At 71.7% G+C, this 23453-nt stretch carries 23 protein-coding genes; 9 read left to right on the top strand and 14 right to left on the bottom strand.

Annotated features, from left to right (window positions below; all coding sequences use genetic code 11):
- Positions 1-20 precede the first annotated feature (20 nt).
- Both ABT340_RS16065 and ABT340_RS16060 read right to left on the bottom strand, forming a co-directional pair.
- Positions 21-335 carry a hypothetical protein gene (locus tag ABT340_RS16065; protein WP_352011507.1) on the bottom strand — a complete coding sequence of 105 codons (315 nt, stop codon included), beginning with the start codon at positions 333-335 and terminating at the stop codon, positions 21-23.
- Between the two features lie 89 nt (positions 336-424).
- Positions 425-688 (bottom strand): hypothetical protein, encoded by a 264-nt coding sequence (locus ABT340_RS16060; protein WP_352011506.1) that lies wholly within the window; start codon positions 686-688, stop codon positions 425-427.
- A gap of 352 nt (positions 689-1040) precedes the next feature.
- Between ABT340_RS16060 and ABT340_RS16055 the strand changes: the two genes are divergently transcribed.
- Positions 1041-1340, top strand: coding sequence for a hypothetical protein (locus tag ABT340_RS16055; protein ID WP_352011505.1), 300 nt, complete (start codon positions 1041-1043; stop codon positions 1338-1340).
- Between the two features lie 73 nt (positions 1341-1413).
- Here ABT340_RS16055 and ABT340_RS16050 read toward each other — a convergent pair whose 3' ends face one another.
- Positions 1414-2418 (bottom strand): enolase C-terminal domain-like protein, encoded by a 1005-nt coding sequence (locus ABT340_RS16050; protein WP_352011504.1) that lies wholly within the window; start codon positions 2416-2418, stop codon positions 1414-1416.
- A gap of 449 nt (positions 2419-2867) precedes the next feature.
- On the bottom strand, positions 2868-4223 hold the full coding sequence (locus ABT340_RS16045; protein ID WP_352011503.1) for an MFS transporter: 1356 nt from the start codon (positions 4221-4223) through the stop codon (positions 2868-2870).
- A gap of 165 nt (positions 4224-4388) precedes the next feature.
- Between ABT340_RS16045 and ABT340_RS16040 the strand changes: the two genes are divergently transcribed.
- Positions 4389-5018: a TetR family transcriptional regulator C-terminal domain-containing protein gene (locus ABT340_RS16040; RefSeq protein WP_352011502.1), complete on the top strand. Its 630-nt coding sequence runs from the start codon at positions 4389-4391 to the stop codon at positions 5016-5018.
- A gap of 1 nt (position 5019) precedes the next feature.
- The gene (locus ABT340_RS16035) at positions 5020-5460 is read left to right on the top strand and encodes an acyl-CoA thioesterase (RefSeq protein ID WP_352011501.1); all 441 of its coding nucleotides are present in this window, start codon (positions 5020-5022) and stop codon (positions 5458-5460) included.
- A gap of 58 nt (positions 5461-5518) precedes the next feature.
- Here the strand turns inward: ABT340_RS16035 and ABT340_RS16030 are convergent, their stop codons facing one another.
- From ABT340_RS16030 to ABT340_RS16010, 5 genes are all read right to left on the bottom strand, one after another.
- Positions 5519-6682 (bottom strand): VWA domain-containing protein, encoded by a 1164-nt coding sequence (locus tag ABT340_RS16030; protein ID WP_352011500.1) that lies wholly within the window; start codon positions 6680-6682, stop codon positions 5519-5521.
- Positions 6679-8967 carry a DUF5682 family protein gene (locus tag ABT340_RS16025; RefSeq protein WP_352011499.1) on the bottom strand — a complete coding sequence of 763 codons (2289 nt, stop codon included), beginning with the start codon at positions 8965-8967 and terminating at the stop codon, positions 6679-6681. The genes ABT340_RS16030 and ABT340_RS16025 overlap by 4 nt, the downstream gene beginning before the upstream one ends.
- Before the next feature lie 144 nt (positions 8968-9111).
- Positions 9112-10179, bottom strand: a complete 1068-nt coding sequence (locus ABT340_RS16020; RefSeq protein ID WP_352011498.1) for an ATP-binding protein — start codon at positions 10177-10179, stop codon at positions 9112-9114.
- Positions 10176-11585 (bottom strand): DUF5691 domain-containing protein, encoded by a 1410-nt coding sequence (locus ABT340_RS16015; protein WP_352011497.1) that lies wholly within the window; start codon positions 11583-11585, stop codon positions 10176-10178. The genes ABT340_RS16020 and ABT340_RS16015 overlap by 4 nt, the downstream gene beginning before the upstream one ends.
- Positions 11582-13000, bottom strand: a complete 1419-nt coding sequence (locus tag ABT340_RS16010) for an SWIM zinc finger family protein (RefSeq protein WP_352011496.1) — start codon at positions 12998-13000, stop codon at positions 11582-11584. Before ABT340_RS16010 ends, ABT340_RS16015 begins: the two co-directional genes overlap by 4 nt.
- A gap of 54 nt (positions 13001-13054) precedes the next feature.
- On the opposite strand from ABT340_RS16010, the gene ABT340_RS16005 reads away from it, so the two are divergent.
- A complete protein-coding gene (locus ABT340_RS16005) occupies positions 13055-13483 on the top strand; it encodes a cupin domain-containing protein (protein WP_352011495.1) in 429 nt (142 codons plus the stop codon).
- Positions 13484-13558: 75 nt separating this feature from the next.
- On the top strand, positions 13559-15100 hold the full coding sequence (locus ABT340_RS16000; RefSeq protein ID WP_352011494.1) for an aldehyde dehydrogenase family protein: 1542 nt from the start codon (positions 13559-13561) through the stop codon (positions 15098-15100).
- Between the two features lie 621 nt (positions 15101-15721).
- Here ABT340_RS16000 and ABT340_RS15995 read toward each other — a convergent pair.
- Positions 15722-16189 (bottom strand): hypothetical protein, encoded by a 468-nt coding sequence (locus ABT340_RS15995; protein ID WP_352011493.1) that lies wholly within the window; start codon positions 16187-16189, stop codon positions 15722-15724.
- A 173-nt stretch (positions 16190-16362) separates the two neighbouring features.
- Here ABT340_RS15995 and ABT340_RS15990 point away from each other — a divergent pair, with 173 nt between their 5' ends.
- Positions 16363-17172, top strand: coding sequence for a class I SAM-dependent methyltransferase (locus ABT340_RS15990; protein ID WP_352011492.1), 810 nt, complete (start codon positions 16363-16365; stop codon positions 17170-17172).
- Positions 17173-17196: 24 nt separating this feature from the next.
- Here ABT340_RS15990 and ABT340_RS15985 read toward each other — a convergent pair whose 3' ends face one another.
- Entirely contained in the window at positions 17197-18480 is a 1284-nt protein-coding gene (locus ABT340_RS15985; RefSeq protein WP_352011491.1) for a M14 family metallopeptidase, read from the bottom strand.
- An 84-nt stretch (positions 18481-18564) separates the two neighbouring features.
- Positions 18565-18972, bottom strand: coding sequence for an ATP-binding protein (locus ABT340_RS15980; RefSeq protein ID WP_352011490.1), 408 nt, complete (start codon positions 18970-18972; stop codon positions 18565-18567).
- A 149-nt stretch (positions 18973-19121) separates the two neighbouring features.
- On the opposite strand from ABT340_RS15980, the gene ABT340_RS15975 reads away from it, so the two are divergent.
- The 3 genes from ABT340_RS15975 to ABT340_RS15965 all read left to right on the top strand — a co-directional run bounded on the left by ABT340_RS15975 (position 19122) and on the right by ABT340_RS15965 (position 21876).
- Positions 19122-19988, top strand: coding sequence for a helix-turn-helix domain-containing protein (locus tag ABT340_RS15975; protein ID WP_352011489.1), 867 nt, complete (start codon positions 19122-19124; stop codon positions 19986-19988).
- A gap of 22 nt (positions 19989-20010) precedes the next feature.
- A complete protein-coding gene (locus ABT340_RS15970) occupies positions 20011-20241 on the top strand; it encodes a DUF397 domain-containing protein (protein ID WP_352011488.1) in 231 nt (76 codons plus the stop codon).
- A 555-nt stretch (positions 20242-20796) separates the two neighbouring features.
- Positions 20797-21876 carry a glycosyltransferase family 4 protein gene (locus ABT340_RS15965; protein WP_352011487.1) on the top strand — a complete coding sequence of 360 codons (1080 nt, stop codon included), beginning with the start codon at positions 20797-20799 and terminating at the stop codon, positions 21874-21876.
- Here the strand turns inward: ABT340_RS15965 and ABT340_RS15960 are convergent.
- Both ABT340_RS15960 and ABT340_RS15955 read right to left on the bottom strand, forming a co-directional pair.
- Positions 21848-22135 carry a hypothetical protein gene (locus ABT340_RS15960; RefSeq protein WP_352011486.1) on the bottom strand — a complete coding sequence of 96 codons (288 nt, stop codon included), beginning with the start codon at positions 22133-22135 and terminating at the stop codon, positions 21848-21850. The genes ABT340_RS15965 and ABT340_RS15960 overlap by 29 nt on opposite strands.
- A gap of 151 nt (positions 22136-22286) precedes the next feature.
- Positions 22287-23372: a PQQ-dependent sugar dehydrogenase gene (locus ABT340_RS15955; RefSeq protein WP_352011485.1), complete on the bottom strand. Its 1086-nt coding sequence runs from the start codon at positions 23370-23372 to the stop codon at positions 22287-22289.
- Positions 23373-23453 lie beyond the last annotated feature (81 nt).

The raw sequence follows: 23453 nt of genomic DNA, 5'->3' as shown, positions 1-23453 counted from the left end.
CTCCTTCGCGGTCGCAACGGTCATGAGTACTCGGAGAAGTCCCAGCGTCGGCTCTCGCCTGTCGCCTCGGACTCGGTCACCAGCGGAGGCTGCCTGCGCAGTTCCTCCTCGATCGCCTCCACGACCCGCCGGGCGAGCTGTCCCAGTCGCTGGTGCCGCGCCTCAAGCTCGGCGCCCCACTTGACGGCCGTCGGCCCCGTCCAGACCTTTCCCGACTGCATCGCTCCAACGGCGCGCTGATAGGCCTGCCGAACCTCCTGGGAACCGTACTCGGCCTCTCTCAGGAGTTGTTTCAGCCGTTCGTGCCGAGGGTTGGGCACCATCCGCTCGGTCACGCCACCCCGTCTCCCCCAGCTCACCGTGGATGGAAAAGCTGGATATCACACTAAACGCCGGATATTTACGGCGGCAGGGTCGACCCCCGTCAGTGCCGCGCCGCCGCCGTTTCGATTGCTTCGCCTGTTTCAGATAGTGCGATTACGAGGGGAAGATAGACGTGCCCGGCATTCACGTCAAGTTCTCGGTCAATCCAGGATCGATGGACACCCGAAAAGCGGCCGACGCCGCTGGGCGGCTCGAAGAGATTCTCAGGCGACATCCCGGCGAGAGCGGCGTCCGGTTCACCGCCGACCCAGGTGACGAAAATCCGCTGGTTCTCCCACGCGAGGCCCTCCTCCTGCTCGCCCACGTTCTGACGCAGGTCGCACGAGGCCGGGGCGTTTCGGTCATCCCCTCGGGGGCCGAACTGACCACCCAGCAGGCGGCGGACGTGCTGCGCGTGTCGCGCCCCTACCTGATCAGCCTGCTGGAGGCCGGCCTGATCCCTTACCGGCCCGTCGCGTCGTCACCGAGGATCTCATGGAGTACGCGCACGGGCTGTGGCCGGAAGGCAATCGCCCATCACCCGGAAACGGCACAGAAAGACCGTAGTCCATCCCCGGGAACTCCACCCGCCGTCAAAACCGTTCCCATCCCGCCGCGACCCCGCGAACCCGCGAACCCGAAAGCAGGCCACTCCCCCACGAGGAGAGCGTTAACGAATGTCGTTCTTCGACAGAAACATCGACGCGATAGACAACGCCGCAAAAATCGTATTCTTCGGAAGTCTCGCGATTCTCGCCCTGATATTCGTCACCGGCCCGGTCGGCCTGTTCACCCTCGTCGTGCTGGCCACGCTCATCGGCTCCGGGCTCGTCCTGAACGAGGTCGCGGACGCCCAGGCGCGCATGGACCAGGAGGCCGCCGAACGGGGGACACAGTGGCACGAGCGGCTGCGTGCGAACCGTGAGCGTGAGCTGCACCGCGAGATCCAGAGGCTACGACGGGAACGCGAACGTTGACCGTCCCGGCTCGTGAGTCGTGCCCGACCGACCGAGCGCGCCGTGGCGCGGTGACCATGAACTGAGCCACCGCTCAGACGGCGTAGGTCTCCTTGGCCAGGCGGCGGACACGATTGACGTCGACCGTGTGGCCCAGGCCCGGCTGGGTGAGCGGTACGGCGATCACGCCGTCCGAGGCACCCACCGGCGGTGTGACGATCTGCGCGCTGCGCGGGGGTTCGGCCACGTCGCAGGGCAGCCCGCAGCCGGGCAGGCTGGCCGCGGCGACCGTCGCCGCCCTGGCCAGGCCGGTGCCCTGGCCTCCCGAGCAGGCGATCTCCCATCCGGCCGCGGCGGCGATGTCGTGCATCCGCCGTACCTCACGCAGGGAGCCGATGGCCGAGGGGCGCAGCAGCAGCGCCCGGCCCGCGCGCGTGACCACCGCCTCGTCGAGCTCGGCGGCCGAGGAGACCTCGGCCAGCACCGGGGCGGCGACGCGTTCCTGCAGGTCGGCGTGGCCCGCGAGGCCGGTGAAGGGGCGCTCGATGGACGAGAGCGTGTAGGCGTCCATCGCCTCGAGGGCCTTGGCGTCGGTGTAGCCCCCACGCGCGTCGACGCCGATGCCGAGGGCGGGGTAGGCCTGACGCACCGCGCGCAGCGGCTCGACATCCCAGCCGGGGTGGACGTCCAGGGTGACGTGGGCGTATCCGGCGCAGACGTGCCGGTTGACCCGTGCGACCAGGCTTTCCAGGTTGCGTTCCGCGCCGATCCTGACGGTGGCCATCAGCGAGGTACGGCTACCGCCGAGCGCGTGGGAGAGCGGCACGCCGCGCATCCTCGCCCACAGGTCCCAGCAGGCCATGTCGGCGGCCGGTCCGCCGGGAACGTCGCCCAGTTCGTCGGGATGTTCCCAGTCGAGGCCGATCAGCGCGCCGCTCAGCTCTTCCTGCAGGAGCCTCCAGGTCTTGGGGCCCGGGTCGACGATCTCCCCCCACCCGGTCATGCCCCCATAGTCGGTGAGCCGGACGAGGACCGCCTCGGGACGCCTGCCGTAGGGCAGAACCAGCCGGAACACCTCAAGCTCACGTACGCGCGGCATGGACCCCCTCGATTCCGTACAGATCGGGAAAACGCCTTGGGAGACGTCTCGGAAACACAAGGAGTCCCGCTCTGGGGCGGGACTCCTTCTCCCAACACGAAAGGCGCTCGGCGTCTTCCCCATGGTGTCACGGCCACGGACCTCCCCGTCCGGCCGCGCCTCACGCTCAGGGCCCCGACCTCCCCCGAACCGACCCCGGTCCAGGCCCCGCCCCGACCACGCCCCACGCTCAAACCCCGAACCGCTCCCGCCCCGAACCGGCCGGGCCTGCACCCCCGGCGCGACCTGCGCCCGGCTTCCGAACCGCCCCTCGACCGTGTCCCGACCGTGTCCCGCCCAGCCCTCAAACCGCCCCCGGCCGGATCTCGCGCTCAAACTCCGAACCGGCCCGGACCTCCACCCCACCGCGTCCCGCTCAGCCCTCAAACCGTCCCGGCCATGGTCCACGCTCAGGTCCTGAAGCGGCCCCCGGCGAAGGTGCCCGTGGCGGCCACGAGCGCCGTCAGCGCGAAGCAGGCCAGGTACACCGGCCCGGACGCGCCGAAGGCCGCGACGATCGCCCCGACGACCGCGACCAGGACGACCGTGAAGACCGACTCGCCGATGCCCATCGAGGCGCTGTTCTCCCCCTCCTCCCCAGGCTTCGACAGTTCCAGGACGAGCACGGACAACGTGGGGTAGACGCTTCCGATGCCGAGTCCCACGATCGTCTCTCCGGCGACGGCCAGCGCGACCGGGACCTCGGGGAAGATCGTCAGAGCCATCAGCGCGATGCCCAGGGCGATCATGACAGGTCCCGCCCGCAGGATCAGCACCCTGCCGATCCAGCCCCGTCCGACGACCCACGAGGCGAACGCCCAGGCCAGCGCGCCCGCGGTGAGCACCATCCCGGCCGCGGCCGGTGACAGTCCCCGTTCCCCGGTGAGCATGAGCGGCAGGAAGACCTCAGCGCCGAGGGCGGTGCCGGCGACGACGCCGCGCAGCGCGATCACCGACGGCAGGCCCCGCGCGGCCCTGAGGGTGCCCGGCGGCAGCAGCCTGGGCAGTGACAGGGCCAGTACGGCCAGCCCGGCGGCCAGCAGGACGAGCCCGACGCCGCGGGCCGCTCCGCCGTACTGCATGAGGGCCGCGCCGACGGCCGTCAGCGCGGCCCAGCCGAGACGCCTGGCGATGGGGGTGCGCCTGCCCGTCTCCTCTTCACGTTCCCCTTCGGGGACGACGGCCAGGCCCCGCCAGAGCAGCAGCGCGGCGGGCAGGACGAACATCGGCACGCCGAGGAAGACCCAGCGCCAGCCGAGATGTTCGACCACGACGCCCGCGACCAGCGGCCCGGCCATGGACGGCACGACCCAGCCCGCGGCCAGGGCCGAGAACACCCTGGGGTGCATCTGTGCCGGATAGACCCGGGAGACCAGCACGTACAGCGCCACCTGGAAGATCCCGCCGCCGAATCCCTGGATGAACCGGCCGAGGACGAACACGTCCATGGTCGGCGCGATCCCGGCCACGACCAGTCCGGCGGCGAAGGCCCCGATTCCGGTCCAGAGCGGGGCCACCGGCCCGCGCAGGTCTCCCCAGCGCCCGCCGAGCACGGTCGCGACCATCCCGGCGGCCAGCGCCCCGCTGAAGGCCAGCGCGTAGAGCGCGATCCCGTCGAGTTCGCGGCCCACGACCGGCATCGCGGTGGCGACCGCGAGCGCCTCGAAGGCGACCAGAACGATCAATGCGACCATACCGACCGTCAGTGCGCGATAACGTTCGGCGAACATCCCCTCCTGGGGGGCTTCGACCACGGTGGAAGTCATGCACTGGACGGTACGGTCGCCGCCCCGCCCCGGCATCGGTCCCGTGAGTCGGCCCTTGGTCGTAGGACCACGCGCCGTAGAACCACGCCCCGCGAACCGTGCGCCGCGGACCGTGCGTGAAAATATGTGCGACCGATCGGTCATATTGTTTGCTAGGGTGGGCGCGTGATCGACGGACGGCTTCTGCGTGGCGAGCGAACTCGCGGGACGGTGCTCGACGCCGCCGTCCGCCTGGCCTCGGTCGAGGGTCTCGAAGGCCTCTCGCTCGCCCGGCTCGCCCAGACGCTCGGCGTCAGCAAGTCCGGGCTCTTCGCGCACTGGCCCGACAAGCGGTCCCTGCAGCTCGCGATCGTGGAGCACGCCCGGCGGCAGTGGATCGAGCAGATCGTCGAGCCCGCCCTGGGCGCGCCACGGGGGCTGCCCAGGTTGCTGGCCCTGCACGAGCTCCGCCTGGACTTCTACGCCTCGGAGCGGCTGCCCGGCGGCTGCTTCTTCCAGGCCGTCGGCAGTGAGTTCGACGACCGGCCCGGGCCGGTGCGTGACGCCGTCGCCGCCGCGATCGACGACTGGATGGATCTGCTGGCCGGGCTCGCCGGGCGGGCCGTCGCCCTGGGTCAGCTCCGGCCCGAGACCGACCCCCGGCAGCTGGCCTTCGAGATCGAGGCACTCGGCGCGGTGGTGGTCGTCCACACCCGCCTGCTCCAGCACGAACGGAGCCGTGAGCACGCCCGCCGGGCCGTGCTCGACCGGCTCCGCACCCTGGCGACCGACCCCAGCATCCTCCCGGAGGCCTGACATGACGACCGCCCTGCTACCCGGGCACGTCCACCCCGTCCAGATCCACTTCGAGGACCTCGACGCCATGGGCGTCGTGCACAACGCCCGGTATGTCCTGCTGCTCGAACGGGCCCTCTCGGGCTACTGGGCCGCGCGGGGCTGGGCCTTCGACCCCTCGGAGCCGCACTTCGCCGACCTGTTCTTCGTGGTGCGCGAGTTCTCCGTCACCTACCACGCCCCCATCTCCAAGGTGGGCGAGGCGTCCGTGCACTTCTGGGTCGAGCACCTCGGCACGACCAGCCTCGTGTACGGCTTCCGCGTGCTGTCGGCCGACATGTCGGTCGTGCACGCCGAAGGCCGCCGGGTCCAGGTGAAGCTCGACCCGGCGACCCTCCGTCCCTCCCCCATCTCCCCCGATCTGCGTGAGGCCGTCGGCCCCCTGCTCTGCCCCGTGCCCTGATCGTTCCCGTCGCCCTTCGGCGGGGCCGGGCCTCCGTACCGCCCCCGCCGGGACCGGGTCAGGTGGCCGCGACCCCCAGCTCCCGCTCGGCCCACACCCCGACGTCACGGCGCTCGATGGCCGCGGCCATGAGGCCGGGGAAGGCGTCGGGGGTGCAGGCGAAGGCGGGCACGCCGAGAGCGGCGAGGGCCGCGGCGTTCTCGTGGTCGTAGAAGGGCGCGCCCTCGTCGGACAACGCCAGCAGCACGATCACCTGGACGCCCGCCGCGGTCATCTGGGCCACCCTGCGGAGCATCTCCTGCCTGACGCCTCCCTCGTAGAGGTCGCTGATCAGGACGAAGATCGAGTCGGTGGGCCGGGTGATGAGCCCCTGGCAGTAGGCGATGGCCCGGTTGATGTCGGTGCCGCCGCCGAGCTGTGTGCCGAACAGCAGCTCGACCGGGTCGTGGAGCTGCTCGGTCAGGTCGACGATCGAGGTGTCGAAGACCACCAGCGAGGTCTTCAGCGAGCGCATCGAGGCGAGGACCGCTCCGAACACGCTCGAATAGACGACCGAGGCCGCCATGGACCCGCTCTGGTCGATGCAGAGCACGACCTCCCGCTGGACCGCGCGCTGGCGCCTGCCGTACCCGACGAGCCTTGAGGGCACGACGGTGCCGCGTTCGGGCAGGTAGTTGTGCAGGTTGGCCCTGATCGTGCGGTCCCAGTCGATGTCGGCGACCCGGCGGGGCCGGTTGGTCTTGGCGGCGCGGTCGAGCGCCCCCGTCACCGCCGCCTTCGTCTTCTGGGTGAGCCGGCGCTCCAGGTCGGCCACCACCTTCGCGACCAGTGCCCTGGCCGACTCGCGTGCCTTCTCCGGCATCACCCGGTTGAGGGACAGCAGGGTGCCGACCAGATGGACGTCCGGTTCCACCGCCTCGAGCATCTCCGGTTCGAGCAGCAGCCGGGTGAGGTTCAGCCGTTCGACCGCGTCCTTCTGCATGACCTGCACGACGGTCGAGGGGAAGTAGGAGCGGATGTCCCCCAGCCAGCGCGCCACCCTGGGCGCGGAGCCGCCGAGGCCCGCGCTCCGCTCACCGCCCTCCCTGCCGCCTTCCCCACCGCCGTAGAGCGCCGCCAGGGCACCGTCCATCTGCGCGTCCACCCCGCCGAGCGCGCATCCGGTGCCGTCCGCGTCGCCGCCGAGCACGAGCCGCCAACGGCGCAGCCTCTCGTCCGTCACGCGATCTCCGTCCTTCCCAGAAGTGCCAGCACGGTGCGTGTGGCCGCCGCCGCGCGTTCCTCGTCGATCTCCTCGGCGTCCCCGGTCGTGGCGGGGCCCTCCCCGGTGCCCAGTGACCTGACCCGGGAGCCGATCGAGCGCCGCTCGGGTGCGGCGAAGGCGCCGAACGTACGGCGCAGCAGCGGCAGCACGTCGACGAACGTCTCCGGCGCCAGCCCGGTCAGCCATTCGTCGATCAGCGCCAGCAGCCGGGAGTCGTGGACCAGCAGCAGGCCGCCCCCGGACAGGAAGCCCTCGACCCAGGCGGCGGCGCGGGCCGGGGGGTGCCCGGCGGACATGGCCCTGGCCATGACGGCGCCCACCTGGTCCGCTTCGAGATCCCCGGCGTCCAGCAGGAGCCTGGTGAGACGTCCTTCGATCACCCCGGGCAGGCCGGAACGTCCCGAGACCCCGCGCAGCGCGCCCAGCCAGCGCGCCGCCGGTGACTCCTCCCCCTCGGGCACCGGGGCGTCCTGGAGCAGGGTCACGGCCGCGTGCACCGCGTCGACGTGTTTCAGCAGGTCGCGGGCGGCGTCCTCGTCGAGCCCGGCGGCGGCGCCGCCGAACCCGAGGCAGATCCTGGTGAGCATGGCGTCGGCGACGGCCGCCAGCCCCTCCGCGGGGGTCGCGCGCACGTCGCCGTAGCGCTGGGCGCGCACCATCGCGGGGAAGGCGGCCATCAGGTGCGTGACGTCGCCGTCCAGGGCGGCCTGTTCGGACAGGACCTCGATCACGTACGGCAGCGCGTCCGGCAGGTCGGCCAGCAGGCACTGCTCGACCAGGCCGGTGAGGACGGCCAGCGGGACCTCCCGCTTCTCCTGCCCGCCGCGTGCCAGGTCATGGACCCGGGCGACGGCGGCCGCGGGGACGGTCGTGCCCCACACGCCCGCCTCGATCAGGTCGATGTCGAACTCGGGCCGCCAGGCGAGTGTCCACGACTCACGGAAGGTGCCCTTGCCCCGGCTCTCCTTCGGCGTCCCCCAGCCGACGCCGAGCAGGCGCAGCCGGTGCAGCAGTCTGCTGCGCTCCAGGTCGAGGGGTTTGCGCAGGTCGAGGTCGTGCTCGCGGTCCAGGGCCTCCGGCTTGAGCCGTACCCGGCGCTGCTCCTGACGCAGGTGGCGCTGCAGCGGGACCATCGGGGTCGAGTCGGGGACCGTGCCCAGCCGCTCTCCCACGACCATGCGCCGCTGGACCAGTTCGACCGGCAGGTCGTCACCCTCGCAGAGCACCGCCCTGACCGCCTCGGTCGCCTCGGCGAGCCCGGCCAGCGGTCTTCCCCTGAGCGTGGCCAGGCTCCTGGCGAGCCGTACCGCCTCGATGACGTGGGCGGATGAGACGGGCAGGTCCTCGGCGCGCAGTGTGCCCGCCGCCTCGGTCAGCCAGCGCTCGACCGGACGGTCGGGCGCGGTGAACAGGTGGTGGTACCAGCCGGGCGAGGTCACCCCGGCGCCGTATCCGCTCCAGGCGGCCAGCCGCCCGTACGTCCACGGCACCCACGTCGTCTCGACCTTGACCTTCGGCAGGCCGCGCAGCAGCGCGTCGTCGGCCTTGGCCGTCGGCAGCCCGGCCCCCCAGGCACCGCCGGGCGACCCGGCGTCCGGCGGCCCGGCCAGCGCGGGCACGTGCCAGGCGCCGCAGACGACGACGATCCGCTCGTGGCCGTCCCTGATCGCCGTACGGATCGCACGCCGCATGAAGGCCTCCCGCCGGGCCTCCTCCTCGCCGGGAACGTGCCCCTCCCGGACCGCGGCCATCGCCTCGGCGATCACCTGGAACGGTGTGTCCCCCCGGTGCTCGACCGCGTCCTCCCACCAGCGTTCCGGGTCGTCGTATCCGGCGGCGTGGGCGAGCGCGCCGATCGGATCGGCCCGTACGGCGGGCGCCCGGTCGTCCTCCTCGTTCCCTTCCTCGTCCCGCTCCTCGGAGGCCGGGGCGAGGCTGTGCGCGGCGGGCATGTCGCAGAAACGGACCGGGACGTCCGCCTCGACCGCGTGCCGGATCGCCTGCCACTCGGGGGAGAACACCGCGAACGGCCAGAACGCGGCCTTGGACGACTCACCGGGGACGTGGGCCAGCAGCGCGACCGGGGGTTGAAGCTCGGGATCCTTGGCCAGCCCGACCAGGTCGTCGGCCTCCGGCGGCCCCTCGATGAGCACGATGTCGGGCTTGAGGCGCGTCAGCTCCTCCCGCAGGGAGCGCGCCGAGCCGGGACCGTGGTGCCGGACCCCCAGCACGGAGACGCTCACCGGCGCCTCCCGACGGTCGGCTCCCGCGTGCCGGCGGGCACCGCCCCGGCCCGAGCCGTCTCAGCCCGCGCTCCAGCGGTCCGCGCCCCGGCGGCCCGTGCCACAGCGCCCCGCACCCCGGCGGTCCGCGTCACGGTGGTCCTCTCAGCCCGCGTCACGGCAGGCCCGGTAGAAGTCGCGCCAGTCCTGGCGTTCACGGACGACGGTCTCCAGGTATTCGCGCCAGACCACCCGGTCGGAGACCGGGTCCTGCACCACGGCGCCGACGATCCCGGCGGCCACGTCGGCGGGGCGCAGCACACCGTCGCCGAAGTGGGCGGCCAGCGCGATGCCGTTGGTGAGGACCGAGATGGCCTCGGCGGTGCTGAGCGTGCCGCTGGGGGACTTGACCTTGGCGCGGCCGTCCTCGGTGACCCCCGAGCGCAGCTCACGGAAGACCGTGACGACGCGGCGGATCTCCTCAAGGCCGGTCAGCGCGGGCGGCAGCTCCAGTGAACGGCCGAGCTGCTCGACGCGGCGGGAGACGATGTCCACCTCCTCCTCCGCGGTCGCCGGGACCGGCAGCACGACCGTGTTGAACCTGCGGCGCAGCGCGCTGGACAGCTCGTTGACGCCCCGGTCGCGGTCGTTGGCGGTGGCGATGACGTTGAACCCCCGGGTGGCCTGCACCTCCTCGTTCAGCTCGGGGATGGGCAGGGTCTTCTCCGACAGCACGGTGATCAGCGCGTCCTGGACGTCGGAGGGCATGCGGGTCAGCTCCTCGACCCTGGCGACGCGCCCCTCGGACATGGCGCGCATCACCGGGCTCGGGGTGAGCGCCTGCCGTGACGGCCCCTCGGCGAGCAGCCTGGCGTAGTTCCAGCCGTAGCGGACGGCCTCCTCAGCCGTGCCTGCGGTGCCCTGGACGAGCAGGGTCGAGTCACCGCTGACCGCCGCCGCCAGGTGCTCCGACAGCCAGGTCTTCGCGGTGCCGGGGACGCCGAGCAGCAGCAGCGCCCGGTCGGTGGCCAGGGTCGCGACCGCCACCTCGACGATGCGCCTCGGACCGATGTACTTGGGGGTGATCCGGTCGCCGTCGCCCAGGATGTAGGTGGTCACCGCCCAGGGGGACAGCTTCCAGCCCGGAGGGCGGGGCCGGTCGTCGTCCTTGGCCAGGATCGCCAGTTCGTCGGCGTACTGGTCTTCGGCGTGGGCCCGCAGGACCGTCGTCACTGAAGCTCCTTCAACATGTCGTCACGGAAACGCAGGAGGGCGGCGACCTCCTGGATGGGGGGTTCGGGTGAGAGGCGTTCGGCCATGCCGTACAGGGCGGGGTCGATGCGCTCGCCCGCGAGCCTGCTCAGCTCGCTGAGGTTCCACGGCTGGGTGCCGGAGACCTGGAGGATCTTCTCCAGCACCGCCAGCGCGAGGTCGGGGCCCCAGGGCGCCGCGGCGCCACCGAGAACCATGATCAATTGTCCGTCGAGGCCGTGTCTGCGGACGAACCCGGCCGCCACGTCCTCCCGGTCCTTCCTGGGCAGCACGGCCAGCAGGTCGGCGAGTGGGTCCCAGGCGAACAGGACGCGGGCCCACTCGGGGTCGCCCTGGAGCACGGTCGCCCTGACCCAGCCCGCCATGACCTCGCGCCCCCAGTCGGGGATCTTCATCCGGACCAGCTCTCCGGGCGGGCGGCCGAACAGCCTGGGCCAGATCTCAAGGGGTGCCCTGGCCACGATCTGCTGGAGCCACCAGCTTCGCTCGCCGGTTCCCCTGGGGGGTTTGGCCCTGACGCCGTCACGCTCCATCGCGGCGTCGCAGGCCAGGGGCGGGGCGATGTGGAGCTCACCGTTCTCCGTGTGCAGGCAGGCGGCGGCCCGCTCGGCCATGCGCAGCGCGAGGCGGGAACCGGGCAACCGGGTGAGCAGGTCGGCCGCCTCGTGACGGACCTCCCGGCGACGGTCGTCGAGCGCGTTCTCCAGGAACGGCTCGTCGTCGAGGGACAGCCCGTCGGCCAGGATCTCAAGGAAGGCGGCGCGGTCCTGCGGGGTCTCCTTCTCCCAGGTCTCCTCAAGCAGGTGCCTGGCCCGTGCGGGGTCGGCCGCCCGCACCGCGCCGAGGTGGGCCTTACGGTCACCCGAGGTGCCCAGCTCCCACGTCTCGTGCGCGGCTCCCGGCGCGGTGACCTCTTCGAGCAGGAAGCCCCAGGCGGGGTTGAGCCCGGCCAGCCAGCGGCCCCTGGCTCCCGCGAGGACGCCCAGGTGGGGACGGATCGACCGGTCCCTGGCCGCCTGGTCGAGCAGCTCGGGCAGCAGGTGCGGGCTGAGCCGGTGACCGCGCACGGCGGCGGCCTGCAGCCACTCGGTGAGCAGTCTCGGCCGTTCACCGCCCAGGATGCGGGCGAGCCTGTCACCGGCCGCCCGTGAGACCTCCGGCTGCCGTTCCTGCGGGGCGGCCTCAAGCGGGCGGCCCTCGCGCGGCGTCTGACCGGCGCGCGCCCTGACGGTCAGCAGCGCGGCGTGGTCGAGCAGCTCGGCCTCCGGGGTGGCCGCCCCCGAGGGGAGGGGACGGCGGTCGGTGCCGACGAGCGCGGCCGAGACGAGGTCCTCCCAGCCGTGCGTGGGGTTCCACGAGGAGTTCACAGCACGATCACCCTTCCCTGGTCGTCCCAGGTCGTCAGGGGAAGCAGCCCCCGCGGGGTCCACTCCGCAGCGACGGTCAGCGGGCGCCCGCCGGAGACCGCGACGAGCCGCCACGGTGTGCCCGCCGACGGGTGCAGCGGCAGGCCACGGTTCAGACCAGCGCCCGGACCGCCTTTCGGATCACTGTCCGGGCCACCGTCCGGGCCACTGTCCGGGCCGCCGAGCAGCCAGGACCCGGTCTTCCCCTGAGCCGTCATGGGGGTCACCTCCCTCAGCACGACGGGCCATGAGTCGAGCCAGGGATCTCCCGCCAGCGCGCGGGCCACCTCCTCCAGCGCCTCCCCCGGGGTGCGTCCCGCAGGAGGGAGCACGGGAACGGCGCCGTCGTGACGGGCCGCGACCAGGGCGCGCAGCGGCGCGGAGCCGGGGTAGAAGGCCAGCTCGGCGTCGAGGGAGACACCGGTGACCAGGGAGGCGTCGAGCGCCTGTCCCACGGGGGCGTGGGAGAGCACGAGGGCGGCCCGGCCCGTGTTCCTGCCGCGCAGCCAGACCCGGCGGGTGATCAACCTGTCCTGTTCGGAGTCGCGGCGCCCCAGCACGTCCCACACGTCGCGGACCGTGGGCTCGGCGAGCACCTCCTCCTTCGCGACGGGGAAGCCGATCCGGTCACGGACCGTGCGGACCAGCCCTCCGCCGTCGCCCTCCCCACCACCGTGGCCGGCGCCGTACGGCTGCGTGGCGGCCATGCGGCGGTGCGCCACCGAGAGCAGGTGCAGCAGGGAGTATTCGCCGAGGAGACGGGCGGGCCAGTCCTCCCCCGCCAGCACGTCACCGAGGCGGGAGACGGTACCCGCGACACCGGGGGCCTGGGCGTCGACGAGACGTTTGACGAGGTCGTCCCAGTGGTCGTGCCGCCGTGACCCGGCGATGCCCTGCCTGACCTGGTCGGCGAGCCAGAGTTCGAGCTCGGCCAGGCCCGCGCTCACGCGCTGCTCACGCTGCTCGGCCCTGCGGGGGTCGGGGGTGGCCTTCCCCTTACCGCCCTCGGCGGCCGAGGTGGCGGCGGTCGCGGCCTTCTCCGCCCGCGTCCGGCGCTGGTCGAGCCACTCGCCCACCCAGTCGGCGGGCTCCTCGGCGGCGGGGACGGCGTCGGCCGACCACAGCAGCAACAGGCCCAGGGCGTGCTTGCAGGGGAACTTCCTGCTGGGGCAACTGCACCGGTAGGCGGGCTCCGACAGGTCGACGCACGCGCGGTACGGCTTGGAGCCGCTGCCCGCGCACTCGCCCCACACCGCCTCGGCCGTGGCGCCCGCACCCGACCACTTGCCGGGTGAGGAGACCCCCTGGGCCGCCTTTCTCGACGGGGCGTCAGGCGCGAGCGCGAGCACCTGATCCCGGTTCCACCGTTCGATCACACGCCGAACGCTAGCCAACGTCGCCGACAAAAAGAGCGGCCTAGGATCGGTGCAATGACGACAACGCGTCCCGCGCTCGCCGAAGCCCTGGATCTGCTGCCCCACCCCGAGGGAGGCTGGTACCGGGAGACCTGGAGAACCTCCGTCGCTCTCACCCCGGCCGGCTACGACGGCCCTCGCGCCACGGCGACCGGCATCTACTTCCTGCTCGAACCGGGGCAGGAGTCCCGTCCGCACGTGGTCCGCTCGGACGAGGTGTGGCTCTGGCACAGGGGCGGCCCGCTGGCCCTGACCCTCGGCGGCCACGAGGGTCAGCCCGCCGAGACGATCGTGCTCGGCCCGCTGGTCGAGCAGGGCCAGGTTCCGCAGGCGCTGGTTCCCGCGGGAACCTGGCAGGCCGCCCGGCCCACGGGGGAGGAGGGCGTGCTGGTGAGCTGCGTGGTCTCCCCCGGCTTCGACTTCGCCGACTTCCGTATGGTCTGACGCGGGTCGCGTGGGCGTGACGGCCCCGTTCCCCGGGGGAAGAATTGCGATCACAACGATACGAGGAGGTCAACGGTGACCGATGAGATCATCTCCGTCATCGGGGGGAAGCAGACGTCAGGAACGCCCGGCGACGTCTACGAGTCGGTCAATCCCGCCCATCTGGACGAGGTGGTCGCACGGGTCGGACTCGCGGACGCGGAGACGTTCGCCGCCGCCTGCCGTACGGCCGCCGCCGCGCAGACCGAGTGGGCCGCGGTCCCCGCGCCCGTCAGGGGCAGGGTGATCGCCTCGATCGGACGGCTGGTCGAGGCGAACGCCGAGACTCTCGCCCGGCTCGTCACCCGGGAGATCGGCAAGCCGTACGCGGAGGCACTGGGCGAGGTCCGCGAGATCGTCGACACGTGCGACTTCTTCCTCGGCGAGGGAAGGCGGCTCTACGGGCAGACCGTCCCCTCGGAGATGTCCGACAAGAGCCTGTTCACCTTCCGGGTCCCGGTCGGGGTCGCCGCGGTGATCACGGCGGGCAACTTCCCGGTCGCGGTGCCCTCGTGGTACCTGGTCCCGGCGCTGCTGGCGGGCAACGCCGTCGTGTGGAAGCCCGCCGAGTACGCCGCCGCCTCGGCGCACGCGCTCCACCGGCTGTTCACGGCGGCCGGGCTGCCCGACGGTGTGCTGAACCTGGTCCTCACCGACGGGGCCACCGCCTACCGGGGGCTGGAGACCGCGCTGGGCGAGGGCACCGTGCACAAGGTCGGCTTCACCGGCTCGACCGAGGTCGGCCGCAGGATCGGCGAACTGTGCGGACGGCACCTGCAGTCGCCCTGCCTCGAACTCGGCGGCAAGAACCCGATGGTGGTCATGCCCGACGCCGACCTGGACCTGGCGGTCGAGGGAGCCCTGTTCGCCGGATTCGGCACGGCCGGGCAGCGGTGCACCTCGCTCGGCACCGTGATCGTCCACGAGAGCGTCCGCGAGGAGTTCCTCACCCGTTACACGCGCGCCGTCGCCGACGCCGTGATCGGCGACCCCTCGGGGGACGTGCTGTGCGGACCGCTGCTCGACGAGAGGTTCGCCGCCCGTTTCGAGGAGTATCTCGGCTGGATCGGACCGCACCACAGCGTCGTCTCCGGGCCGGTCGGCAGGATCACCCCGGACAACCCCCGGAGGAACTTCACCGGCGAGGGCGGCCTGTACTACCACCCCGTCGTCGTGGACGGCGTGCGGCCCGACGACCGGCTGTTCCTTGAGGAGACGTTCGGCCCGATCGTGGGCGTGACCGGCTTCACCACCCTGGAGGAGGCGATCGGACTCGCCAACCGGCCCGGCTACGGGCTCTCCTCCTCCATCTACACCACCGACCCGAAGGCCGCCTTCCGGTTCCGCTCGGGCATCGGCGCGGGCATGGTCAGCGTCAACAACTCCACCTCGGGCGCCGAGGCGCACCTGCCCTTCGGCGGAAACGGCAAGTCCGGCAACGGCAGCCGCCAGTCGGGAGTGTGGGTGCTCGACCAGTTCACCCGCTGGCAGGCCCTGAACTGGGACTACTCCGGCAGGCTGCAGAAGGCCCAGATGGACGTCGCCGAAATCATCCCCGATCTGGACTTCAGGCTCTGACTTTGCCCATCCGGGAGGTTCTCCCCATCATGATCGCGGGATGTCTTCCGGTGAGACGGGCGGACGCCCCCGGCGGCCTGCGGGTCCCGGCAGGCGAGCGGCCTCCCCGCGTGGCCCCGCCACGCGGGTGACGGCGCCGGCCCGTCCCCCATGCGGCGGCGTGCCCGCCGTACCGGAACTCTCCGGTACGGCGGGGCACGACGTCACCCGCCTGGAAGGGCCGCAGCCCTGCCGGGGGCACACGAGGGGCCGCGTGCTGCGGCGCGGCCCCTGTGTCTCTTTGCGGTGCCTTCGGCACCGCGGGGGCTTGGACGCTCCAGGTCGGTGCCTTCGGCGTCGCGGGCTGTGTTTCTTTGCGACGCCTTCGGCGTCGCGGGCTTGGGCGCTTTCGAGTCGGTGTCTTCCCTCGTCGTTCGTCCGCTGCGCTCCCTCACTCCTCAGTCCAGACACCGACGCGCCCAAGCCGAAACCCCTCACGCTTGGGGCCGGGAAAACACAAACCGACACCCCTCACGCTTGGGGCTGGGGAAGCACAAGGCCACACCTTCCCCGGATGGTGAGATCGGGGTCCCCGTGTCGGGCCTGCTAAGTCGCGGCCGGTCGGGTCACCGGTTGCGGGGATCAGTGGTGGATCGCCACTCGTTCCACCAGTTCGAAGCCTGTGACCAGGAGGAACGCGATCCCCAGCAGGGCGTACAGCAGTGCGGGCTGCCGGGTCAGGCCGGGGACGCGGATGCCTCCCCGCCGTCGGCCGCCCGTGCGGCCGTGCGCCGGGGCGGGGAGCGGAGCCGGGGCGGGTTCCACGGTGACAGGCTGGACGGCCACGGCGGCGGGTTCCGCCACCGGGATCGGGCGGCTTCCCGGCGGGAAGGCCGCCACGCGGCTGTGCCCGCAGCCGGGACAGCTCGTTCCCGACCAGGGCGGCTGGACCGGCGTTCCCCCGCGCAGCCACACGACGACGTCGTGGCCGTGCGCGTCGGTCAGATGACGGACGACGTACTTCTCCTGCCAGACGTGCCAGCAACGCAGGCACTCCATCGGCCAGGTCTCACTTGTGCTGAACTCCTCGGTCACGAGGACCACCCCCACGGCGACACCGGTACCGGAACGCCGGTACCGGACCCGAGTGTGAGCGCGCCCCACTGTGACAGCAAGTGTCCGAATGATGCGAAATCCGTAACGGCCATATATTGAGACAATCTCTCTTGGAATATGAGATAGGTGCTACGGTTCGGGTAGATCGACCGAAGGAGTGATCCGCCATGACGTTCAAGAACGCCGTCTACACCCACGGGCACCACGAGTCGGTGCTGCGCTCGCATCGCTGGCGCACGGTGGAGAACTCCGCTGCCTACCTCCTGCCGCACCTGCGCCCCGGGATGTCCCTGCTGGACGTGGGATGCGGGCCGGGGACCATCACCGCGGAGCTGGCCGCCCTGGTCGCGCCGGGGACGGTCACCGCGGTCGAGGTCACCGAGGACGCGCTGGCCCTGGCCAGGGCCGAGGCCGAGCGCCGAGGGCTGTCCAACGTCGAGTTCGCCGTCGCCGACGTGCACGCCCTCGACCTGCCCGACGACGCCTTCGACGTCGTCCACGCCCACCAGGTGCTGCAGCACGTGGGCGACCCCGTCCAGGCGCTGCGGGAGATGCGCCGGGTCTGCGCGCCCGGTGGGGTCGTCGCCGTCCGCGACAGCGACTACGCCGCATTCACCTGGTTCCCCAGGCCCCCGGAGCTCGACGAGTGGCTGAGCCTCTACCAGCGGGTGGCCAGGGCCAACGGCGGCGAGCCGGACGCGGGACGGCGGCTGCTCTCCTGGGCGCACCAGGCAGGGTTCTCCGACGTCACCGCCTCCGCCTCCGCCTGGTGCTTCGCGACACCCGAGGACCGCGACTGGTGGGGCGGCATGTGGGCCGAACGCATCCTGAAGTCCGACATGGCCGGCCAGGCCCTCGCCTCGGGCGTCGCGACCGAGGACGACCTGCGCCGCATCTCCCGTGGCTGGCTGGCCTGGGCCGCCGAGCGGGACGGCTGGCTGTCCATCCTCCACGGCGAGCTGATCTGCCGCCCCTGATCCCGCCCCGCCGTACGGCCCGCGTCAGGTCTGCCGGGCGCCGCAGTACCGGGACTGTTTGCCGATGATCCGGTAGACGCAGTCGGCGTACTCCAGCAGGCGGAGCACGGCCTCCCTGTTGCGGGTCGTCTGCGGGCGGATCTGCTCGTCGGGCGGGTAGAAGCCCGGCGGGGAGTCGGCCGGATACATCTCGAAGGTGTAGCTGAAGATCTTGTAGGTGCCCCACAGCCAGTCGTCGATCGCTCCGTCGACGATGTAGAGGTCGCTGGACTGCATGGCCTCGTAGCCGTTGGTCGAGGCCATGTTCGCGCCGAGGGTGGCGAGGGCGTCGTGTTCGTCCCGCGTCATGCCGGGGGCGATCTCGTCGTAGGTGAAGCCGTACGGCCACAGGACCAGTTCGCTGTAGCTGTGCCAGTCGATGTTCGCCTTGATCTGCTGCACGCCGCCGACGACCCTGCCGCGCACCCAGTCGGCGACCGCCCTGACCTCGGGCGCGGACTCGGGTGCCGGGCCCCGGTAGGACTCGCTCGACGGTGAACGCGACGAGCCGCCGCAGCAGCCCCACCGGTAGGCCCAGTTGCGGTTCAGGTCGGTCCCCACGTACGACGAGCCCGCGTTGGGCTGGCGGTTCTTACGCCAGAGCCGGTAGGAGCCGCTGGAGATGTCGTACTCGCCGCCGTCCGGGTTGAGGTCCGGCATGACCCAGATCTCCCGTGAGTTCACCAGGGAGGTGATCCTGGAGTCGGCGCCGTAGCCGTCGGTGAGCAGGTGGAGGATGTACAGCGCCATCTCCACGGTCAGGTGCTCCCTGGCGTGCTGGTGGTGGGTGAACAGCACCTCGGGTTCGTTCTCGTCCGTTCCCGCGTTGTCACTGATCTTCACCGCGATCAGGTCGCGTCCCTGGACGGAGGTGCCGTAGCTGCTTCTGCGCGCGATCGAGGGGTGGGCGGCGACGATCCGGTCGATCTCGGCGGTCATCTCGGCGTAGTTGTGGTAGCCGGAGTCCGCGGCGGGAAAGTCGAACGGCCTCGCCTCGCGGGAGGGGGGTCCCTGAATCCTCGTGACCGTGTAGCCCAGCCTTCTGATCGCCTCGACCTCGGCGTCCCCCGCGGTGATCACGACCGAGGACTCCTCGACGTGGTCGATCACCGCTCCGGTGGCCGCGACGGCGCTGCGCCGGTGCGGATCATCGGGTCCCTGGACGCGGTACCGGCCGCTCGGCGGCGGGTCTCCGGACGCGCCCGCGGTGGTGACGCCCAGACACGACAGCGCCAGGACCACGAGCACCATGATCGAACGGTGTCTCACCTGATCTCCTCTCCCGGCGCGCCTTGGAATCCACGCACCTCAACCGAGAGTCAGGCATCGACTCCGAAGAGTAAAGCACCCCGGTCAGAAGCCGATCTCGAACCAGACCGTCCGCCGCCCGCCCCGGCGGTCGTCCTTGACGCCCCACCGGTTCGCGAGCAGGTCGACGAGGAACATCCCCCGCCCGTTCTCGGCCTGCGGGTCGTTGCGCACGTGCGGCGCGGACGCGCCCGATCCGGCGTCGGACACCTCGACCAGCACGCTCTGCGCGCCGAGTTCGACGGTCATCGCGACCTGCCCGCCCGTGCCGGAGGCGGAGTGGACCACCGAGTTCGTCACCACCTCGCTGACCAGGAGGACGACGTCCTCCGACACGGGGTGTCCCTCACCGAGAAAGCCCCTGACCCGGTCCCTCGCCTCGGAGACGGCCTCCGGCACGCCCCGCAGGAACATCGTTGACCGCAGCGGCTGGACCCGTTGCACGACCGCCATGATTGGCCTCGCTCCCCGACACACACATTCCCATGCGCGTCGCGCTCTGAGATGGCACACTCACTCACGGTGAACTGTTCTATCAGGGACTTCAATAGCTCATATTGAGATTCCTCAGTTTCGTTGTCATTGGAACGGAGGTATGCACCATGGCTCCCCGGCGTAGTCCAACGGCGCGGCACCGCCGTCTGATGGCTGAACTGAGCCGTCTGCGAGAGAACAGTGGACTGACGCGGGTGGAGGTGGCTGAACGGATCGGCTCCACCGACACCACTCTCTGGAGATACGAGACGGGTTTGACCCGTCCGAAACCCTCAGACGTGTCGGTCCTCACCGATGTGTACGGCGTGACCGGGGAGGCCCGCGCCTCCCTGATCCAGATGGCCAGGGAGGCCCGCCAGCGGGGTTGGTGGCACCGGCACCGGCAGGCGCTGAAACCCGGCTTCGACTCCTACATCGGGCTTGAGGCGGAGGCGTCGGTGGTGCGCACCTACGAACCGCTCGTCGTGCCCGGCCTGATGCAGACCGAGCCGTACGCACGAGCCGTCATCGAGGCGACCGCCATGACCCAGGCTCCCTCCGAGGTCGATGAGAAGGTCTCCGTGCGCATCTCGCGGCAGCAGTTGCTGCACGGCCCCGGTGACCCGATCCAGCTCGTCGCTTTACTCGACGAGGCAGTACTCCGGCGTCAGATCGGCGGGCGCGCGGTGATGCGCGAGCAGCTTGAACACCTCGTCGAGCTCGGCAGGCTGCCGAACGTGGAGATCAGGGTCATCCCCTTCTCCTCGGGGGCGCACGCCGCGATGGACGGCAAGTTCTGCCTGCTCAGCTTCCCCGAGCCCGAAGACCCCGATCTGGTCTACCTAGAGCAGGCCACGAGCGGGCTCATGCCCGAGGACCCGGAGGAGGTGCGCCGTTACACCCTCATGTTCGGCAGCCTGTCGGCACTGGCTCTCGGCGCGGAGGCGTCGGCCACCTTCATCGCCCAGATGGCGAGGCGATGTTCCAGTCCATAGAAAGAGAGTGCGAGGACCATCGATGGATCTGTCCAGCGTCGTATGGCGCAAGAGCAGCCGCAGCACCAACGGAGGAGACTGCGTGGAGGTCGCGGTCGTCCCCGGTGACCCGGCCCTGGCGGCGCACAAGGCCGACGCCGACGCGCTCTACCTCGTCCGTGACTCCAAGGACCCCGGCGGCCCGGCGCTGGCCTTCACTCAGGGTGAGTGGGACGCCTTCGTCGGCGGCGTGAAGGACGGCGAGTTCGGCTGAGTCACCCTCGGGGGAACCGGGCATCCGGTTCCCCCGGAAAGCACCCCGGCGGCGCCCCGATCACACGGCCCCCCTGCGTTTCCCACTGTGCCTCCCACTGCGCCTCCCATTGTGCCCTCCTCCGCATCTCCCGCCATGCCCCGGCCATGCGTCGGCAGGGGAGGGGAAAACATCTCCCCGCCATCGCCATAGCCGCGAAGGAGCGGGCGGACTCCCGGCTAACTTCTCCAGCACGTCCGTGATCCGTCGGGGAGGGACACCGGACGGGCCCGTCGGTGAAAGGCACCCGGTGCGGGACGCCGGGTGGTTTACGGCCGGACACGTCACCGTCCCGGACCGGCACGAGAACGGCACCTGCGAGGGGGCCGGGGAACGTGTCCGTCGTGCGCACGGCCGCCGAGCTAGCGAGAGGTGACTGACCGTGAAGATCGTTGCGACCGGCGCAACCGGGGCCGCCCGTGCGAAGCCGTATGTGAGACCGCGGCGTTGTGGTGCCTCCGTGGGGAACGTGCCCCGCGGGACGATCCGCCGGGTGCCGGGCGCCGGGAGCGCCCGGTGATCTCCGCGGTGGTCTCCGGGGAGTCCCTCACCGTCATCGCGTCGGCGGGCGCGGCGGCGTTCGTCCTGGTGGCCGTGTTCACCGAGTTCACCCGGCGGTTCGCCCTGCGGCTGAAGATCGTCGATCGTCCCGGGGCGTACCGGCCGCACCGGCGCCCGACGCCCAGGCTCGGCGGACCGGCCGTCGCGGCGGGAACGTTGCTGCCCACGACGGCACTGGCCGGCGAGTGGAACCTCCAGCTCATCATGATCATGATGAGCGGTGTCCTCGTCGCCCTGCTCGGGGTGATCCACGACTGCAGGCGGCTGCGGCCCGCGTGGCGGCTGGCCGTCGAGAGCGTCGCCGCGACCCTGGTCGTGGCATCCGGGGTGCGCGTCGAGATCTTCGGCGCCTGGATCGACATGGCGGGCACGCTGCTGTGGATCGTGTTCGTCGCCAACGCGTTCGCCATGATCGACAACACCGACGGCGTGCTCGGAGGCGTCGGAGCCGTGGGCGCGGGCATCCTGGCCGTCACCGCGCTCGCCTCGGGCCAGCCCGCCTTCGCCCTGCTCCTGTTCTCGCTGGCCTGTGGTTGCGTGGGCTTCGCCGCCCACGGCTGGAGCCCCGCCCGCATTCGCATGGGCAAGGCGGGCCCGCTGTTCGTCGGCTTCACCCTGGCGGCGAGCGCGGTCGCGGTCTCCGGCCAGGCGGAGCCGGTCACGGTCGTCCCGGCGCTGCTGCTCTTCGCCTTCGTCCCGGTGCTCGACACCTGCCTGGCGGTCGCCGCCCGTCAGCGGGCCGGCCGCCCCTGGCTGCTGGCGGGCCCGGACCACCTGGCGCACCGCTGCGTCGCCGCGGGTCTCACCGCACGGCAGGTCGCCCTGGTCATGAGCGCCGCGGCCACCGCGGCGGGCCTGCTCGGCATGTACGTGATGCTCGGCCGGGTGCCGGGGGCCGTCGCGCTCCCCGGCGTCGTCTGCGCCGGTGCCGGGCTTCTGGCGTTCCTGGTGCGGATGCCGGGACGCTACCCCGTCGCCCCGCTCCGGGCCCGCCGCCTGGGAAGGGTCACGGCTTCCGCGGAGGGGAGAGGGTGAACCCGCCGGGCTGCTGCCTGCCGGAGCGCTTCCTCAGGTAGGCGGCGAACTTCCTGGAGAGCTTGCGGTCGGCGAAGTGGCGGCCGGTGAACTCGCGTTCCGCGAGGTTCTGGCCGTCGTCGCCCAGCCGGGGCGACGGCTGGGCGTGCGCGGTCGGTTCGGGGACGGGTTCCGCGCCCGCCCCGGTCGCCGTGAACATCGGCCCGGCCGCGACCAGGGCCATGCCGAGAAGGATGGGCGTCACACGTCTTGCGGTCATCTCGAACTCCCCCGCCGGTGGTGAACTTCAGGGGAGACACGGGTGGGGCCTCCCCGCAGTCCGTGGTACCGGCCGCGGCCGGGGGCGGCCCGCGCGACCCGCGAGATGCTTGCCGAAGGATCGCGGACTGTTCTCCGGGCGTTGACGCCGGTCAGCCGGTCGCCGCCTCGATCCGGTAGAGGGGGCCGGACAGGCTCAGGGCGTACAGCTCGCCGTCGTGGTCCTCACCGAAGGAGGACAGCTGTTCGATCCTGCCCACCTCCTCACCGGCCCCGGGCCGGTCGGCGGGGGTCGTCCTGACCCAGCCCGCGCAGAAGTCGCCGTAGAGGAAGCGCCCGGACAGGGCGGGGACGCGCGTTCCCCGGTAGACGTGCCCGGCGATGACCGAGCAGTTCCCGCCCTCGTGCAGGGGGTACTCGATGACCGGTTCGGCCGTTCCCGTGGCCTGGCCGCCTCGGAAGTCGTGTTTGCCCTCCCTGCGGTTCCAGCCGTAGTTCACGCCGCCCTTGCCCTTCGGGGCGAAGTCGACCTCCTCCCAGGAGTCCTGGCCGACGTCCCCGATCCACATGTCGCCCGTCTTCCTGTCGAAGGAGAACCGCCAGGGGTTCCGCAGGCCGTACGCCCATATTTCGGGTTTCGCTCCCTGGGTGGCCGTGAAGGGGTTGTCCTCCGGCACCCGGTACGGCGTGCCACGCGGGTCGATCCTGAGGATCTTGCCCAGCCAGGTCCCGGTGTTCTGGCCGTTTCCCTGCGGGTCTCCCCCGCTGCCCCCGTCGCCGAGGGCGATGTAGAGGTAGCCGTCCGGCCCGAAGGCGAGCTGCCCCCCGTTGTGGTTGGCGTACGGCTGCCGCTGGAAGAGCACGTCCCTGCGGTTCGTGGCCCTGACGCCGTCGAAGGCCCACTCGGTGACGTGGGTGTGCCCCTCGGCGTCGGTCCAGTCGAGGTAGAGGTGACCGCCGTCCGGATGGAAGGCGACGCCCAGCAGGCCCTGCTCGTTTCCTCCGCTCACCTCGGCGGAGAGGTCCACGACGGGTTCCGGCGCGACCTTGCCGTCCTTCACCGCGCGCAGCCGCCCGGTCTGCTCGGCGACGTAGAGCGTCTGGTCGCCCTTGCGTACGGCCATCGCCAGCGGCATGTCGAGCCGCGCCAGCTCGGTGAACCGTACGGGCGAGGCGGCGGCCGGGGCCGCGGCGGGGGTGGGGGTGGAGCAGGCCGAGACGGAGACCAACAGGGCCACGCATAACGCGGCCGCTCCCGGCCCGGTCCCACGGGAGATCGACACATTCCTCATGTCCCAATCATGCGTCGTGGGCCCGCG

It is taken from the genome of Streptosporangium sp. NPDC000239, assembly GCF_040300765.1.
GTDB lineage: Bacteria > Actinomycetota > Actinomycetes > Streptosporangiales > Streptosporangiaceae > Streptosporangium.
The sequence above is the reverse complement of the archived record's forward strand: the minus strand, read 5'-3'. Positions and strand labels throughout refer to the sequence as shown.

Excerpts from the sequence above, each read along its gene's own strand:
- ABT340_RS15990 (WP_352011492.1), top strand. The coding sequence starts at position 16,363 with ATGACGTTCAAGAACGCCGTCTACACCCACGGGCACCACGAGTCGGTG.
- ABT340_RS15970 (WP_352011488.1), top strand. The coding sequence starts at position 20,011 with ATGGATCTGTCCAGCGTCGTATGGCGCAAGAGCAGCCGCAGCACCAAC.
- ABT340_RS16045 (WP_352011503.1), bottom strand. The coding sequence starts at position 4,223 with ATGACTTCCACCGTGGTCGAAGCCCCCCAGGAGGGGATGTTCGCCGAA.
- ABT340_RS16005 (WP_352011495.1), top strand. The coding sequence starts at position 13,055 with ATGACGACAACGCGTCCCGCGCTCGCCGAAGCCCTGGATCTGCTGCCC.
- ABT340_RS15980 (WP_352011490.1), bottom strand. The coding sequence starts at position 18,972 with ATGGCGGTCGTGCAACGGGTCCAGCCGCTGCGGTCAACGATGTTCCTG.
- ABT340_RS15975 (WP_352011489.1), top strand. The coding sequence starts at position 19,122 with ATGGCTCCCCGGCGTAGTCCAACGGCGCGGCACCGCCGTCTGATGGCT.
- ABT340_RS16055 (WP_352011505.1), top strand. The coding sequence starts at position 1,041 with ATGTCGTTCTTCGACAGAAACATCGACGCGATAGACAACGCCGCAAAA.
- ABT340_RS16050 (WP_352011504.1), bottom strand. The coding sequence starts at position 2,418 with ATGCCGCGCGTACGTGAGCTTGAGGTGTTCCGGCTGGTTCTGCCCTAC.
- ABT340_RS15960 (WP_352011486.1), bottom strand. The coding sequence starts at position 22,135 with ATGACCGCAAGACGTGTGACGCCCATCCTTCTCGGCATGGCCCTGGTC.
- ABT340_RS16035 (WP_352011501.1), top strand. The coding sequence starts at position 5,020 with ATGACGACCGCCCTGCTACCCGGGCACGTCCACCCCGTCCAGATCCAC.